This is a genomic window from Kribbella endophytica (assembly GCF_054781295.1).
The window spans coordinates 614,641-627,598 of the sequence record NZ_BAAGUR010000003.1; the positions used below are offsets into that span (position 1 = coordinate 614,641).

18 protein-coding genes are annotated in these 12,958 nt (G+C 68.9%); 13 read left to right on the forward strand and 5 right to left on the reverse strand.

The features are described 5' to 3' along the window. Positions 1–62: 62 nt before the first annotated feature. From ACYVIO_RS29160 to ACYVIO_RS29175, 4 genes are read left to right on the forward strand one after another with little or no spacing between them, the layout of a single operon-like run. Complete coding sequence (locus ACYVIO_RS29160) at positions 63–404, forward strand: YciI family protein (protein WP_460654113.1); 342 nt, start codon at positions 63–65, stop codon at positions 402–404. 1 nt (position 405) lies between these two features. After that, positions 406–762 (forward strand): YciI family protein, encoded by a 357-nt coding sequence (locus tag ACYVIO_RS29165; RefSeq protein WP_460654114.1) that lies wholly within the window; start codon positions 406–408, stop codon positions 760–762. A gap of 58 nt (positions 763–820) precedes the next feature. Next, positions 821–1,480, forward strand: coding sequence for an SMI1/KNR4 family protein (locus ACYVIO_RS29170; RefSeq protein WP_460654115.1), 660 nt, complete (start codon positions 821–823; stop codon positions 1,478–1,480). 36 nt (positions 1,481–1,516) lie between these two features. Continuing rightward, on the forward strand, positions 1,517–1,834 hold the full coding sequence (locus ACYVIO_RS29175; RefSeq protein WP_460654116.1) for a hypothetical protein: 318 nt from the start codon (positions 1,517–1,519) through the stop codon (positions 1,832–1,834). Positions 1,835–1,975: 141 nt separating this feature from the next. Here ACYVIO_RS29175 and ACYVIO_RS29180 read toward each other — a convergent pair whose 3' ends face one another. Continuing rightward, positions 1,976–2,503 carry a DinB family protein gene (locus ACYVIO_RS29180; protein ID WP_460654117.1) on the reverse strand — a complete coding sequence of 176 codons (528 nt, stop codon included), beginning with the start codon at positions 2,501–2,503 and terminating at the stop codon, positions 1,976–1,978. A gap of 72 nt (positions 2,504–2,575) precedes the next feature. Here ACYVIO_RS29180 and ACYVIO_RS29185 point away from each other — a divergent pair, with 72 nt between their 5' ends. From ACYVIO_RS29185 to ACYVIO_RS29195, 3 genes are all read left to right on the forward strand, one after another. Continuing rightward, the gene (locus tag ACYVIO_RS29185; RefSeq protein ID WP_460654118.1) at positions 2,576–3,151 is read left to right on the forward strand and encodes a hypothetical protein; all 576 of its coding nucleotides are present in this window, start codon (positions 2,576–2,578) and stop codon (positions 3,149–3,151) included. An 89-nt stretch (positions 3,152–3,240) separates the two neighbouring features. Continuing rightward, positions 3,241–4,656 carry an alpha/beta hydrolase gene (locus ACYVIO_RS29190; protein ID WP_460654119.1) on the forward strand — a complete coding sequence of 472 codons (1,416 nt, stop codon included), beginning with the start codon at positions 3,241–3,243 and terminating at the stop codon, positions 4,654–4,656. A 9-nt stretch (positions 4,657–4,665) separates the two neighbouring features. Beyond that, entirely contained in the window at positions 4,666–4,974 is a 309-nt protein-coding gene (locus ACYVIO_RS29195; RefSeq protein WP_460654120.1) for a nucleoside triphosphate pyrophosphohydrolase, read from the forward strand. Positions 4,975–4,977: 3 nt separating this feature from the next. Here ACYVIO_RS29195 and ACYVIO_RS29200 read toward each other — a convergent pair whose 3' ends face one another. After that, complete coding sequence (locus tag ACYVIO_RS29200; protein ID WP_460654121.1) at positions 4,978–5,502, reverse strand: hypothetical protein; 525 nt, start codon at positions 5,500–5,502, stop codon at positions 4,978–4,980. Between the two features lie 169 nt (positions 5,503–5,671). Here ACYVIO_RS29200 and ACYVIO_RS29205 point away from each other — a divergent pair, with 169 nt between their 5' ends. The 3 genes from ACYVIO_RS29205 to ACYVIO_RS29215 all read left to right on the forward strand — a co-directional run bounded on the left by ACYVIO_RS29205 (position 5,672) and on the right by ACYVIO_RS29215 (position 7,623). Further along, positions 5,672–6,157: a DinB family protein gene (locus tag ACYVIO_RS29205; protein ID WP_460654122.1), complete on the forward strand. Its 486-nt coding sequence runs from the start codon at positions 5,672–5,674 to the stop codon at positions 6,155–6,157. Between the two features lie 301 nt (positions 6,158–6,458). Then, entirely contained in the window at positions 6,459–6,881 is a 423-nt protein-coding gene (locus ACYVIO_RS29210) for a hypothetical protein (RefSeq protein ID WP_460654123.1), read from the forward strand. Between the two features lie 340 nt (positions 6,882–7,221). Then, positions 7,222–7,623 (forward strand): VOC family protein, encoded by a 402-nt coding sequence (locus tag ACYVIO_RS29215; RefSeq protein ID WP_460654124.1) that lies wholly within the window; start codon positions 7,222–7,224, stop codon positions 7,621–7,623. A gap of 11 nt (positions 7,624–7,634) precedes the next feature. Here ACYVIO_RS29215 and ACYVIO_RS29220 read toward each other — a convergent pair whose 3' ends face one another. Then, positions 7,635–8,654, reverse strand: coding sequence for a GNAT family N-acetyltransferase (locus ACYVIO_RS29220; protein WP_460654125.1), 1,020 nt, complete (start codon positions 8,652–8,654; stop codon positions 7,635–7,637). A 44-nt stretch (positions 8,655–8,698) separates the two neighbouring features. Between ACYVIO_RS29220 and ACYVIO_RS29225 the strand changes: the two genes are divergently transcribed. Both ACYVIO_RS29225 and ACYVIO_RS29230 read left to right on the forward strand, forming a co-directional pair. Then, positions 8,699–9,163, forward strand: a complete 465-nt coding sequence (locus ACYVIO_RS29225; RefSeq protein ID WP_460654126.1) for an HIT family protein — start codon at positions 8,699–8,701, stop codon at positions 9,161–9,163. Positions 9,164–9,170: 7 nt separating this feature from the next. Then, positions 9,171–9,737 carry a chloramphenicol phosphotransferase CPT family protein gene (locus tag ACYVIO_RS29230; protein ID WP_460654127.1) on the forward strand — a complete coding sequence of 189 codons (567 nt, stop codon included), beginning with the start codon at positions 9,171–9,173 and terminating at the stop codon, positions 9,735–9,737. Here ACYVIO_RS29230 and ACYVIO_RS29235 read toward each other — a convergent pair. Both ACYVIO_RS29235 and ACYVIO_RS29240 read right to left on the reverse strand, forming a co-directional pair. Beyond that, positions 9,727–10,620 (reverse strand): aminoglycoside phosphotransferase family protein, encoded by an 894-nt coding sequence (locus tag ACYVIO_RS29235; protein ID WP_460654128.1) that lies wholly within the window; start codon positions 10,618–10,620, stop codon positions 9,727–9,729. The genes ACYVIO_RS29230 and ACYVIO_RS29235 overlap by 11 nt on opposite strands. 14 nt (positions 10,621–10,634) lie before the next feature. Next, positions 10,635–12,146, reverse strand: coding sequence for a phospholipase D family protein (locus ACYVIO_RS29240; RefSeq protein WP_460654129.1), 1,512 nt, complete (start codon positions 12,144–12,146; stop codon positions 10,635–10,637). 49 nt (positions 12,147–12,195) lie between these two features. Between ACYVIO_RS29240 and ACYVIO_RS29245 the strand changes: the two genes are divergently transcribed. Beyond that, positions 12,196–12,933 (forward strand): hypothetical protein, encoded by a 738-nt coding sequence (locus ACYVIO_RS29245; protein ID WP_460654130.1) that lies wholly within the window; start codon positions 12,196–12,198, stop codon positions 12,931–12,933. Positions 12,934–12,958 lie beyond the last annotated feature (25 nt).

Genomic DNA, 12,958 nt, shown 5'->3' on the forward strand with positions numbered 1-12,958 from the left:
GGTGGGCGTTCGTAGTACAGGTGAAAGGCGGCCGGGTGGTCGCCGGGTGAAGGAGCGATGGGATGACGCAGTACCTGATCTCGTTCGAGGACGGGACGATGGAGGTCACCGAGGAGGAGCTGCCGGCGGTGGCCGATGATGCGCATGCGGTGGTTCAGGAGGCGAAGGACGCGGGGGTGTTCGTGTTCAGCGGTGGGCTGGACTACCGGCAGCAGCACGCGACCGTCGGGCGGGACGGCGTGGTCACCGACGGTCCGTATCCGGAGAGCAAGGAACTGATCGGCGGCCTGCTGGTCGTCGACGTTCCCACCTTCGAGGATGCGCTGAAGTGGGCCGCCAAGATCGCGGCCGCGTGCCGGTGTGCGCAGGACGTGCGCGAGTTCTTCCCGTTCCGGAGGTTCTGAGATGACCAAGTACCTGATCTCGTTCGACAAGGGCGCGATGGACCACATCCCCGACGAGGACTGGGCGGACGTGGGCAAGGCCGCGCGTGCGTTGTGCGACGAGGCCAAGGACGCCGGGGTGTTCGTGTTCTCCGACGGGCTGAGCTACGACGACGGCGACGTGCAGCACGCCGTGGTCGGCGTCGACGGTGTGATCACCGACGGGCCGTACCCGGAGAGCAAGGAACTGATCGGCGGCGTACTGATCGTCGACGTCCCCACCCGTGACGATGCGCTGACGTGGGCCGCGAAGACCGCGAGAGCCTGCCGGTGCGCGCAGGACGTCCGCAAGTTCATCAACGGGACGATGAGCGCCTGACCCCGGCGAGGGGGCGCCGCCGTACCGGTGCGGCCTTCCGGCACGGCACGATGTCCGCATGAACGAGGATGTTCGGCCGTCCGTAGCGGCGTCGTGGCGCCGGATCGACACCTGGCTGGCGGCGCACTCACCGGCAGATCTGGCGTTGCTCAACCCACCCGTGCAGCCGGATCGGCTGGAGTCGCTCGAGCGGGTGATCGGCCTGCCGATTCCCGGCGACCTGGCCGAGTCCTTGCGCTGCCACGACGGGGCGAGCAGCTGGTCGACCATGCTGCCGGAGCAGTCGCTGCTCAGCGCCGACGTGATCGCCGAGCGCTGGCAGATGCTGATGGAGCTGGCCGCGGACGTCGACGGCTTCGTGACGCGCGAGTGGGACGACGAGCCGTGGTGGCATCCGTTGTGGATCCCCTGGGCGGAGGAGGGCGGCGGGGATCCGCACGTGCTCGACCTGCGCCCCGGGAGCGAGTCGGGACGGCTGGGCTGGGCGGTTCACGACGGCTGCGGCGACTTCTCCGATGCTTGGCCGAGCCTCGCCGAGTACCTGCACGCGGTAGCGGAAGCCCTCACCTCCGGTAGCGGCGTACGGAACCTGTATCCCTACCTGACCTCGGCCGGACAGTTGTGGTGGGACGGCCCGGACTGCCAGACCCTGAACGGCCGGCCGCTCACCACGGCGCCGACACTCGCGGGCGGGCCGCCGTACGGCGTCGGCCGGTAGATTGGCCGGGTTTTCGCCCATCGAGCTGGAGGTTTCATGCGCCCGATCGCCCTTGGTGCCCTGTCCCTGCTGGTCACGGCCGCTGCCGTGGCCCTGCCCGTCACGACCGCCCAAGCCGCGCCGACCACTGTTGCCGCGGTCGACTGCGAGGTGTGGCGCTCGGTCGGCGCGGGCCTGACCGGGTTCGGCCGGTGCGTGGCGGCCGACGGCTACCCGCGCTTTCAGATCCGGGTCCGCTGCTCGAACGGAACCCTCATCAACTCACCGATCGTGCCCCTCGGTCAGACCACCTGGGCGACCTGTACGTCGGCCCAGGGCGGGGTCAGTTCGATTCAGGGGCTCGGCAAGAACTGACCGGCCCGGGAACCCTCGCCGCGCGAGGGTGACCCGTCGCAACCCGGCACTGCCGGCGGACGCGCTCTGCCGGTGGCGCGGGGTCAGCGTCCAGTACGGCGAGGGCGCCGGCCGGGGTCGGTCGATGAAGCCCCGGCAAGCTCAGCCCATCGACTTCTGGCCGTCGATCGTCTCGCGGATGATGTCGGCGTGGCCGGCGTGCTGGGCGGTCTCGGCGGTGATGTGCATGAACACTCGGCGTACCGACCAGAAGACACCCGGCGGCTGCCACGGCGCGGACGGAAGCTCGTAGCTCGCGTCGAGGTCGAGGGTCTTCACCAGCTCGTCGGTCTCGGCCGCGACCTTCTCGTACTCGGCCAGTACGCCGGCCAACGTCTCCCCCTCGACGAGCCGGAACTTGTTCTCCCACGCGGCGACGAACTCCGGCGTGTACTCGATCTCGGTCACGTCCTCGCCGCCACCCTTGCGCGCGAAGTCGGCCCAGTTCTGCTCGACCGCCGTCACGTGCTTCATCAGCCCGCCGACCGTCAGCGCGCTGACCGTGCTCCGCGTGTTCGCCTGCTCGTCGGTGAGCCCCTCCGCGGTGTGCCGCAGGAAGTAGCGGTGCTTGGCGAGGAAGTCGAGAAGGTCGGCCCGCTCACCGGTCAGGGTCTGCTCGTTTGTCGTCATGAGACGACTCTAGAAGGAGTAGCGGCCAGGTTGTGTCCTCTTTTCTGGCCTCTTCGGTTGAGACCATCCGGCATGCCCGATGTGCCCACGAGCTTCCGCCAGGACTGGATCCGCCTCTGGAACCTCGCCGAGCGACTGACCAGGACCCACCCGCGCTCCCGCGTGTTCCGCGAGCCCGAGCACCCGTCGACGGTTCTCGGCTTCGCCGGCCTGTTCCTGGAGTCGCCTGAGGACCCGAGCGACTGGAGCGACTACGTCAACAGCCCCCGCAACGCGATCACGTTCGCGTCGACCGGCGTCGACGGCGTCCACTTCTGCGCCCTGTTCGGCCCCGCCGACTCCCCCACCACGACGATCGTCCTCTGCGTCCCGCTGGCCGACGAGCCCAACCACGTCGTCGGCACGAGCCTGCCCGATTTCCTCGCGCTGGGCTGTCTGACCGGCTACCACCTGGACGAGCTCGCGTACCACGGCCCCATCGCACTCCCTGATGGCCCGGAGACCCCCGAGGAGCCCGAAAGAGCGTTCCTCCTCAAAGCCCTCACCGAGGAGTTCGCGCTCACGCCCTGGTCCGACGTCCCGACCCGCCTCACCCACCTCCAGAACCAGCACGCCGCCGACATCGACTGGTCGCCGTACCCGGGTTGACTGCTGTTCGGAAAGCGACTTTCGGGTGGGGGCCGGGGGCGACTTGTGGGCGATGTGGCCGTACGGCGGCGGCGCCTACGTTCTGGGGCATGCGAATTGTTGGGGTGGTTGTTGCTGTGGGCATGGTTACGGCGGGTCTGGGTGGAGGGACCGCTGCGGCGTCGGGTGGGATCGAGTGGGAGGCGTGTGGGGCGGCGGGAGCTGTCGAGTGTGGGGTGTTGAAGGTGCCGCTGGACTGGGGGAAGCCGGGTGGGGCGGCGACCGAGGTGTTCGTGTCGCGAGTGCCGGCCAAGGGCCGGAAGGTCGGGACGTTGGTGTTCAACCCGGGTGGGCCGGGCTCGCCGGGTGGGTCGTTGTTCGAGAACGGGGTCGCGGATCGGTTGATGCCGGAACTGCGGGAGCGGTACGACCTGGTGAGCTTCGATCCGCGCGGGTCGGGGAAGTCGAGCGATCTGGACTGCGGGCCGGTGCTGCGCAGCGGCGTACCGGTGTTTCCGAAGAACAAGCGCGAGTACGACGCGATGGTGGTCTCTAGCCGCGCTACGGGGAATGCATGCCTCAAGCAACATGGGGAGCTGATGCGGAACCTCGACACCAGAACAGTTGCCCGTGACATGGATGCCCTGCGCAACCAACTCGGTGAAGCGAAGTTGAACTTCCTCGGCCTGTCGTACGGATCGTTCCTCGGTACGACGTACGCGCAACTGTTTCCGCGGCGCGTCGGCCGGATGGTGATCGACGGGATTCTCGATCACAGGCAGGGATCGACGCGGCTGATGCTCGACGAGGCGAAGGTGATGGAGGACGGGTTCAACCGCTTCGCCCGTTGGTGCTCGACCGATCCGGCGTGCGCGCTGCACGGGCAGGATGTCGGCGCGGTGTGGGACCGGCTGGTCGCCAAGGCCGACAAGCAGCCGATCCCGGTCGAAGGGCACGAACCGGTCGACGGCGACACGATCCGGATGGCGTTGCCGGATCTCCTGCCGAAGACCGACTTGGCCGGCGACGCCTGGGCCGAGCTTGCCGACGGGATCGCGCAGGCGGTCGGCGGGGATGCGTCGCTGTTCGCCGAAGTGAGTTACGTCGGCGGCGACGATACGGCGTACGCGGCGGTGTCCTGCATGGAGTTCCCGGGCGAGCTGAGGGGGTACGCCGATGCGAAGGCGCGACTGGCCGCGGCGAAGCGGATCGCCCCACGCATCGGCGCGGCCGTCGAGGGCTGGGCGATCGCGGCGGCGTGCTCCGGTTGGCCGATCCCGCCGAGCAACCCGTGGCAGCCGACGCCGATCAAGGATGCGCCACCGATCCTGCTCACGTCGACCAGCGACGACCCGTCGACGCCTGTGACCGGCGCCCGCGGCCTGGCTCGGCAGATCCGCGGCAGCCGGCTCGTGATCGCGAACACCTTCGGGCACACCGCGTTCTTCAACTCCACCTGTGCGCGAGCGAAGATCACGACGTACCTGCTGGAGGGGAAACTGCCGCCGCGCTACTCGACCTGCTGAAATGGCCCGATGCGCAAACTGGTGCGGGACCGCATGCCGGAGATCATCCGCGCGAAGGGCGAGGTGCCGATCGTGTACCGCGCCGAGCCCGACGAGTACCGGCAGCGGCTGCGCGACAAGCTGGTCGAGGAGGTCGACGAGTTCCTCGCCGAGGACGGGCGCGACGCCGCGCTGGAGGAGCTGGCCGACGTACTGGAGGTCGTTCACGCGTTAGCCGTTGAGCTGGGCTCGAGCGCCGAGGAGCTGGAGCGGATCCGCGCGGCGAAGGCGTTGGAGCGCGGCGCGTTCGCGGAACGGGTCATCTGGTCGGACAGTTGAGCCTCAGTCAGCAGCCGACGAGAGCAGCCGAATCCGTGCCCGAGACCGCCGCGGCGCGACCCAGGCGCCGTACCCGATCGCGACCGGTCCCACCAGGAAGAGCAGGTTCCAGGGGGACTCGGTGATCGCGGAGACGATGATCCCCGCGGTCACCACAACCGACACGACCTGAAGGAAGATCCGGCGGACGCCTGACACTTCGAGCGTCTGCTGGGCCGTCGCGATCTTCAGCGCAGCCGCCCGGATCCGCGGATCGTCAGGTACGGGCCCCCGATCCGCTGCCTGGTGGGCGGCCTTCAGCTCCTCCGCGGAGAGCTCTGACTCCGCCTCCCGCATCGTCCGAGCCCACCGACCACCCCACCGACCCATCGCGAAGCCGAAGAAGGCACCGGCCGCGAGCCCCGTTCCAACCGTCGCGCCCCAGCCCGCGCCGTCGTGCTTGACGAAGGCCCCGAATGCGACGCCGAACAGCAGCCCGCTGAGCACACCCGTCAACCAGTTCGGCGGCTCGGTCATCCCACTACGCATCTGCACATCATCCAGTACGGCGTCAGGCCGGTCGTACGACGAATTCGTCCGTGCTGGACTCGTAAGACAGGAGTTGCCTGGGGCGAAGGTCCTCGGAGGTGACAATCGCGGGCTTACCCACGGCCGGCGCGGCACCTCGATTGTCGGTGGGGGCTGGGAGGGTCTGTACATGGATGCGGTGGATGGGTTGTTGGTGGGGTTCTTGGACGCCCAGCGGGGGCGGGTGTTCGAGGTGCTTGCTGGGTTGAGTGACGGGCAGCTGCGGCAGGTTGTGTTGCCTTCGGGGTGGGCGCCGTTGGGGCTGGTGGAACACCTGGGGCATGCGGAGCGGCACTGGTTTCAGCAGGTGATGCTGGGGGCGGCGGAGCCGTTGCCTTGGGAGTTGGACGGGGACGACGGGCCGTTTTCGACCGGGCGGAGTCCGGAGGAGGTGTTCGGGTTCTACCGGGAGCAGATCGCGCGGGCGAACGACGTACTGGCTTCTACTGCGTTCTCGGCGGCGCCGGCTGGGCTGCACGGGGTGGGGCCGGAGCCGGCGGAGCTGCGGGTGATCGTGCTGCACATGATCGAGGAGACCGCGCGGCATCTCGGGCATCTGGACGCGGCGCGGGAGCTGATCGACGGTGCGGTCGAGCTCGGGCAGGACGAGTGGTGAGGGGAGTCCGGCGTACGGCGGTGGGTTCGACGCGGAGCGATTTCGGCCTGGTCGGGCCTCGGCGCGATCGGGTCAGCGCCGCACGGGCTGAGTCTGCCCGTGCGAACGCCGTACGGGCTGAGATGGCCCGGGTCAGGGCCGTACGGGCTGAGACGTTCCGCGGGGATCGCGTGCGGGCTGAGGTGGGCTGCGTGGATCCTGCGTCGGCCGAGGCGGCTCGGTTGAATCTTGTACGGACTGAGACGCTCGGGGTACGGCCCGTCGGCGAGGTGCGGGAGGGGGCGGCTGGCATCCTCTGCGGATGGTGATCGAACGGCGCAGTCCGTGGTGGCGGGGGACGGTGAGTTCGGACCTCGCGGAGTTCCTGGTGGCGTTCTCGCACGGGCAGGTCAGCGAGATCGTGCCGGCCCGGTGCGACGGGTGCGGGGACTCGGTGTTCGTGGTCGGGATCGACGACGAACGCGGGTACGCCGTACGACGCTGCGCCGGCTGCGACCGCCCCTGGGTGATGCTCGGCGGGACCAACTGGGCCGAGATCGAGCGCGCCGTCTGCCCGTGCGGCGGCGAACTGTTCGAGGTGGCGGCCGGGTTCGCCGAACGCATCGACGGCGAGCTCGGCTGGGTCTACCTCGCCCTGCGCTGCACGACGGACGACGTGCTCGGCCTGTACGGCGACTGGCGGATCACCACGCACCCAACCCGCAAACTCCTCGACCTCGTCTGACCGCGCACGAGCGGCACCGCGTCGTGCGCTCCTGTGTCGCGCGGTCCCCACGTCGCTCGGTCCCAGGCCGCGCGGGTCCCACGTCACAAGGTCCTGCGTCGGGCCCCCCTCAGCACCCGCAGCCGTAACCACCCCCGGAGCTCCCCGGCCTCGGCCGGGGCGTACATGTTGTCGGGGGAAGTGACGGGGAGGAGGGCGGCGCGCCCCGGAGCGGCTGGGCTCCGCCCGCCGCCGGCCCGGGCCTCCGGCCCATCGCCGCATCGCCGCAGCCCGGTCTCACCGAAGCGTTTCTGGGGGTGCCTCGTGGCAGGATCACGCGGACCTAGTGGAGGAGGGCGAGATGGCGTTGCGGTGGTACTCCGTGGTGGTGGACTGTGCGGACGTGAAGGCGCAGGCGGCCTGGTGGGCTGAGGCGTTGGACTGGCGAGTGATCATCGAGAGCGATGACGAGTGCGTGATCATTCCGTCGTGGGTGGACGAGCAGGCGATGCGTGAGACACCGTGGGAGCGGGTTGGGCCGGGGATGGTGTTCGTGCCGGTGCCGGAGGGCAAGGCGGTGAAGAACCGGCTGCACCTGGACTTCGCCCCGCACACCAGCCAGGATCGCGACGCCGAGATCGCGCGGCTTGAAGCACTTGGCGCCCGTCGCGTCGACGTCGGCCAGCCCGACGGCCCGAGTTGGACCGTCCTGGCCGACCCCGAAGGCAACGAGTTCTGCGTCCTCAGCTCCCGGGACCACTGAGGTCAGCCCGATCAGGCGGTGGTGACCTCGATCGGGATCGACGGTGCGAAGCCTTTGCAGGCCTCAACCAACTGATCCACAGACAACTCCTCCGTGAACAGCTCAGGATCCGGCCGGAAGTGCACCGTTGTGCCGGTCGACGCAGCCCCCGGCAGCGACACCAGCGGCCCGCGCGGTACGCCGTACTCGTAGCGCCGTGTCCAGCTGCCCTCGGTCCGGTGGTTCGTGTGGATGGCCCACGAGCTCAGCGCGACGACGACCGACATGCCGTGCCGCGGCAGCCCGTCGGGCAGCGTCTGCGCGGACGGATTGCCGAAGAAGCGCAGGTCGCGCGTCGCCATGATCGGCTTGACCATCGGCAGGCCGTCGTCGTCGAACCGTACGAACGTCCCGCGCCCGTTGTCCGACACCTCGATCGAGCCGTCCCCATGCAGTACGACGCGCGCCCGCGTCGTCGTACCGCCGACCCCCTCGTCGACCGGGTACGCGATCGCCTCCAGCGCCTGGTGCAGCAGATCGCCGTACTGCGCAGGATCGGCGCGGACGGCGTCGATGTGCGACGCGTCGGCGACGGACAGCCAACTGTGCGAGCTCAGCCGCAGATCGATGAACGGGATCGTGTCCCCCGGCAGCACGTACCGGTCGATCTCGATGAACCCGTGCCTCTGCGCGAAGTGCAGCCCCTCGGTGTTGCTCGCGAGCACGACCGTCTCGACGACCGGAGCCCCGAGCTCCTCGGCCTTCGCGAGCCCGCGCCGGTACAGCTGCTCGCCGTACCCGCGCTGCCGGTACGCCGGAAGCACGCGCGCGATCACCGTCGCGGCGGACGAGTCGCTCGGCGGTCGTACCGTCGAGCACCCGACCGCGACGTCGCCGGCGTACAGGACCTCGAGATGGTTGCGCCCGGCCCGTTCCCGGACGTCGTCGGTGGACAACGGCGCGGTGGGGATGATCGCGTTGTGCACCTCCCGCCAGTCCTCGACCAGCCGGTCGTCGCCCGCCTCCACCACAACCATCCGCAGCTCACTCACCCGACCACCCAACCCCGCCCGACCACCCAGGTCAAGGAGCCCCGATGTTCAACCACACCCCGCCCGGATACGCCTGCCCGTTCTGCCGCCTGGCCGCCGGCGGCGAGGACGAACTCACCACCCAGCACGACGTCGTACGGCGCACCCCTGCAGCCCTGGCCTTCGTCGCGTCGCGCTGGTGGCCGAACAACCAAGGCCACGTCCTCGTCGTCCCGACCGAGCACCACGAGAACCTCTACGACCTCTCCCAAGCGGCGGGCCACGGCGTGCAGGACGTCGTCCAGGAGATCGCGATCGCCATCCGCAGCACGTACGACGGCTGCGAGGGCGTCTCCACCCGCCAGCACAACGAGCCCGCCGGCTACCAGGACGCTTGGCACTACCACGTGCACGTCTTCCCGCGGTACGTCGGCGACAACCTCTACAACACCCGTCACCTCACCGAGCCCGCGACGGCCGCCGAGCGTGCGCCGTACGTCGAGAAGCTGCGGACCTTCCTCGGGAAATGATGACCCCATGACCTTCGCGACGCACGAACTGCTGCCCGAGGCAACCGATCCGCCCGTCGGCCGGGTGGTGTTCCTGAACGGCACCTCCAGCTCTGGCAAGTCGACCGTCGCGGAGGAACTCCTGCGCACGCTCGACGGCGCCTGGTACCACCTCGCGGTCGACCACTACCACCGCGCGCGGTCCCGGCACGACTGGACCGACGAGGAGTTCCTGCCGATCTTCCAGCGCACGGTCCTCGGCTTCCACCGGGTCGTCGCGGGCATGGCGTCGGCGGGCAACGACGTCGTCGTCGACCACATCCTCGGCGAGCGCTGGCGCCTGGCCGACTGCCTGCAGGTCTTCGCCGGATTCCCGGTGTACTTCGTCGGCGTCCACTGCGCCCTCCCCGAGCTCGAACGCCGAGAACGGGCCCGAGGCAACCGAACCATCGGCCGCGCCGCACTGCAGTTCCCCCTCGTCCACCAGCAACTCCAGTACGACGTGGAGGTGCACACCGACCAGCAAACGCCCACCGAGTGCGCAACCCAGATCGCCGAACGACTGAAGACCCCGCCGACCGCATTCACCCAGTGAAGTCGGCAAGCACCTCGTCGATGACATGTTGCGCGTTGGCGGCGATGACCGGGTTGGTCTCGCGGTAGTACGGCAGCTGGATGAGCGCCATCGAGAGCGCCCGAGCCCGACCACGGATCCACTGCGAATCGTCAGCCCCGACAGCAGCTCGGAAGGTTTCCCGCGCTGAGGAAGGCAACAGATTCCAAGCAGGGATGAGATCGCAGGCCGGATCGCCCGTGCCGACACACCCGAAGTCCAGTACGGCGGCCAACCGGCCCTCGCGAACCAGCAGGTTCCCGGGCATCAGATCGGCGTGCAACCACAGGTCGGGCTCGGTCTGCGGCACGGCAAGCCCCGCTTCCCAGGCAGCCACAGCAGCCGACGTGTCGATGGCACCCTCAAGCTGCGCGAGTGCGTCGCGAGTTTCGGCGTCCTCCTGAATCAAAGGACCACCCCGGTGCCCCCGCGGCGCGTCGGGCAGGTCGACGGCCCGGAAGGCTGCGACGAGCCTGGCGAGGTCGAGCGCAAGCTGTCCGGCAACTGGAGCGGCAGTCTGCAGGTCGGCGGCCAAAGGCACGTCCCCCGTGATCCACCGATTCACGGACCAAGCCCACGGATATCCAAACCCCGGCTCCCCCAAGCGCACCGGCAGCGGCACTTCCACCGGCAAGTACGGCGCCAACCGCGGCACCCATTCGTACTCGGTGAAGATGTCGCTCACCCCACCCTCGACCAGCGGCAGCCGAACCGTCAGCTCCTCCCCCAGCCGATACATCGCATTGACCGTCCCACTGGACGGAATCGCAGACACCGCCAACCCCGCCCACTCCGGAAACTGCGAAGCCACCAACCGCTCCACCAGCAGCTCGTCGATCTCCGCCTGGTCCGCGTGCATCCTCATCGACCCATCCAAACTCAATACGCCCCACGGCGCCGCATCGACAGCGGCCTCCCATCCGGGTCGTACACATGATCGAAGATCGGCCGAGCCCACACCCGTTGCCAACGGCTCACACCCGCAGGCCGATGGTGACGAATCTGCCCACCAGGCCGATCGCCAACGCGCCCACCCGAGTGCCAAGCATCCAAAGCCGACGCCGTACGACGCCAAGCATCAAACCCGGCAACAGGATCGAGCTCAGCATCCAAGCCGAGATGCTCCGACCACAACTCAGCCCGCAACGACCGAGCAACCTCCGGCGCAACCACCGCACACGTCAGCTCACTGTCATTCGTCCACGACCGCCGATTGAAGTTGTCCGACCCGCAGGCAAACCACTCGTCATCCACGATGCAAACCTTCGCGTGCACATAGATCGGCACTCCAGCGGCATTCTCCAGATCGTAAACAGCAACCCGATCCGACCGCAGCAATTCCAACGCCCGCCGCTGACCATCGAGCGCCGGCGGCCCACTGAACCGCCCGTCCGCATCAGGAAACCGCGGCACAACCACGATCACCCGCAACGAAGGCGACCGATCCAGCGCCTCCTGCAACGCAATAGCCACATCGCGCGACCAGAAGTACTGATCCTCGATGTAAATCAACGACTGCGCCCGCCGCAAAGCCTTCAGATACCCCCGAGCAACGCTGTACTCCCCGTGCGGCGCGAACGGGAACCCAGGATGCTTGTGCGCATAAGTCCGCAGTACCTGCACAGCAGCCCGCCCAGCCACCGGCGGATCCGGAAACGCCTCCGGCAGCGACGAAGGATGCCGCGGCATCCGCGACAGCCGTTGCACCAACAGCCGGTACGGCGTCCGCCGGTCGAGCGGATGCGGATCGTCCCACCGTTCGACGAAGCACCGCAGCAGATCCCCCACCACCGGCCCCCGGATCTCCAGCGCCACGTCGTGCCACGGCGTCCGCGACCCGTACCGCGGATCCATCGGCGCCTGCTGCGGATCCCCCTGATGCGAGGCGTCGTCCCGCCGCTGGTGCGACAGATCGATCCCGCCGACGAACGCGACATCGGCAGCCGGATCGTCCCGGTGCCGGATCACGAAGAGCTTCTGGTGATGCGACGCCAGCCGCCGTACGCGCTGATCCAGCAGCACCTCACCGCCCGCCTCGTTGAGCTCCGTACCGAGCCGCTGGTTCTCCTGCGCGTTGAAGCTGACGTGGTCCGAGTGCGACCGCCAGAGCAGCCCGCGCACCTCGACGCCGGACCGCACGAGATCGCACAGCACTTCGCCGACGGTCGTCCCGTCCTCGGTCAGCGCCTCGTCGTGATCCCCGCGCCAGTCGGTGAAGTAGACCCGGTCCCCCTTCGACAGCGCGCACAGTTCGTCGTACAGGTGTGCGAAGTACGTCGCGCCGTGCACGAGCGGACGGACCAGGTTCCCCTCGGTCCAGGCGCCGTCGCGATCGATCTCGGTCGCCGGGTTGCCACGCTCGGTAGTGGTCAGGAACCAGTCTTGCTTCATACGACTCCAGTGCCCAGACGGCCCGAGACCATGAAATGCTGACCGGCAAATGCGCACCTGGCCTCTGATCCTCGGACTCCCCGCGTCGATGGCCTGGTCGGTCGTCGTGACCGCCCAGCTGCCCGACTGGTTCGAGCCGAGCGAGGACTGTGCGCTGATCGCCGGCCGCCCGTCGAGCGCCGGCGTGACCGTGCACCAGAGCTGGTTCCCGCCCCGCGCGACCTGCGACTTCGGCAACGGCGAGGTCCACGCCCTGATCTCGCCGGCCGAGACCGTGATCCTGACTGCGATGGCCGTCCTGATCGCGCTGGCCGTGATCGTCGGTCTCACCCGATGGATCAAGAACCTGTTCCGCCAAGACCAAGCAACGCGCGCCAAAGAAGGCATCGACCTCCGCCAGCGCCGCTTCGCCCACCTCACCAGCGCCCTGGTCCTCGGCGCGCTCGGCACCGGCGCCCTGCTCTGCCTGGTCGTCGTCGGCTTCGTCTTCGGCGGCCCGCCCGGCATCGTCAGCGCTGTCATCGGCGGAACAGTGGCCCTGGCCACGGCAGCCGGCGCACTGGACCGCTCGGTCGGCCCACTCCCGAGTACGGCGGCCCAGTCGCGCCGCCGCGGCGCGCTCGCCACCACGATCATGCTCGTCTGCACCGTGATCGGCGTCGTCCCGCGCTTCCCCGTCCCGCAGTTCGGGATCCTCGTGGTCGCCGCCGCGTTGTTCGCGATCACCGTCCTGATCCAGTGGTCCCGCGCCGGTAATCAAGCCAATACCTTTGCTAATACGGATTAGCTTCTTGACCGCACGCGAGCCCGCC

What these genes read in the sequence shown, in the direction of transcription:
- ACYVIO_RS29160 (WP_460654113.1), top strand. Translation starts at nt 63, where the DNA reads ATGACGCAGTACCTGATCTCGTTCGAGGACGGGACGATGGAGGTCACC.
- ACYVIO_RS29165 (WP_460654114.1), top strand. Translation starts at nt 406, where the DNA reads ATGACCAAGTACCTGATCTCGTTCGACAAGGGCGCGATGGACCACATC.
- ACYVIO_RS29170 (WP_460654115.1), top strand. Translation starts at nt 821, where the DNA reads ATGAACGAGGATGTTCGGCCGTCCGTAGCGGCGTCGTGGCGCCGGATC.
- ACYVIO_RS29175 (WP_460654116.1), top strand. Translation starts at nt 1,517, where the DNA reads ATGCGCCCGATCGCCCTTGGTGCCCTGTCCCTGCTGGTCACGGCCGCT.
- ACYVIO_RS29180 (WP_460654117.1), bottom strand. Translation starts at nt 2,503, where the DNA reads ATGACGACAAACGAGCAGACCCTGACCGGTGAGCGGGCCGACCTTCTC.
- ACYVIO_RS29185 (WP_460654118.1), top strand. Translation starts at nt 2,576, where the DNA reads ATGCCCGATGTGCCCACGAGCTTCCGCCAGGACTGGATCCGCCTCTGG.
- ACYVIO_RS29190 (WP_460654119.1), top strand. Translation starts at nt 3,241, where the DNA reads ATGCGAATTGTTGGGGTGGTTGTTGCTGTGGGCATGGTTACGGCGGGT.
- ACYVIO_RS29195 (WP_460654120.1), top strand. Translation starts at nt 4,666, where the DNA reads ATGCGCAAACTGGTGCGGGACCGCATGCCGGAGATCATCCGCGCGAAG.
- ACYVIO_RS29200 (WP_460654121.1), bottom strand. Translation starts at nt 5,502, where the DNA reads ATGCGTAGTGGGATGACCGAGCCGCCGAACTGGTTGACGGGTGTGCTC.
- ACYVIO_RS29205 (WP_460654122.1), top strand. Translation starts at nt 5,672, where the DNA reads ATGGATGCGGTGGATGGGTTGTTGGTGGGGTTCTTGGACGCCCAGCGG.
- ACYVIO_RS29210 (WP_460654123.1), top strand. Translation starts at nt 6,459, where the DNA reads ATGGTGATCGAACGGCGCAGTCCGTGGTGGCGGGGGACGGTGAGTTCG.
- ACYVIO_RS29215 (WP_460654124.1), top strand. Translation starts at nt 7,222, where the DNA reads ATGGCGTTGCGGTGGTACTCCGTGGTGGTGGACTGTGCGGACGTGAAG.
- ACYVIO_RS29225 (WP_460654126.1), top strand. Translation starts at nt 8,699, where the DNA reads ATGTTCAACCACACCCCGCCCGGATACGCCTGCCCGTTCTGCCGCCTG.
- ACYVIO_RS29230 (WP_460654127.1), top strand. Translation starts at nt 9,171, where the DNA reads ATGACCTTCGCGACGCACGAACTGCTGCCCGAGGCAACCGATCCGCCC.
- ACYVIO_RS29235 (WP_460654128.1), bottom strand. Translation starts at nt 10,620, where the DNA reads ATGAGGATGCACGCGGACCAGGCGGAGATCGACGAGCTGCTGGTGGAG.
- ACYVIO_RS29240 (WP_460654129.1), bottom strand. Translation starts at nt 12,146, where the DNA reads ATGAAGCAAGACTGGTTCCTGACCACTACCGAGCGTGGCAACCCGGCG.
- ACYVIO_RS29245 (WP_460654130.1), top strand. Translation starts at nt 12,196, where the DNA reads ATGCGCACCTGGCCTCTGATCCTCGGACTCCCCGCGTCGATGGCCTGG.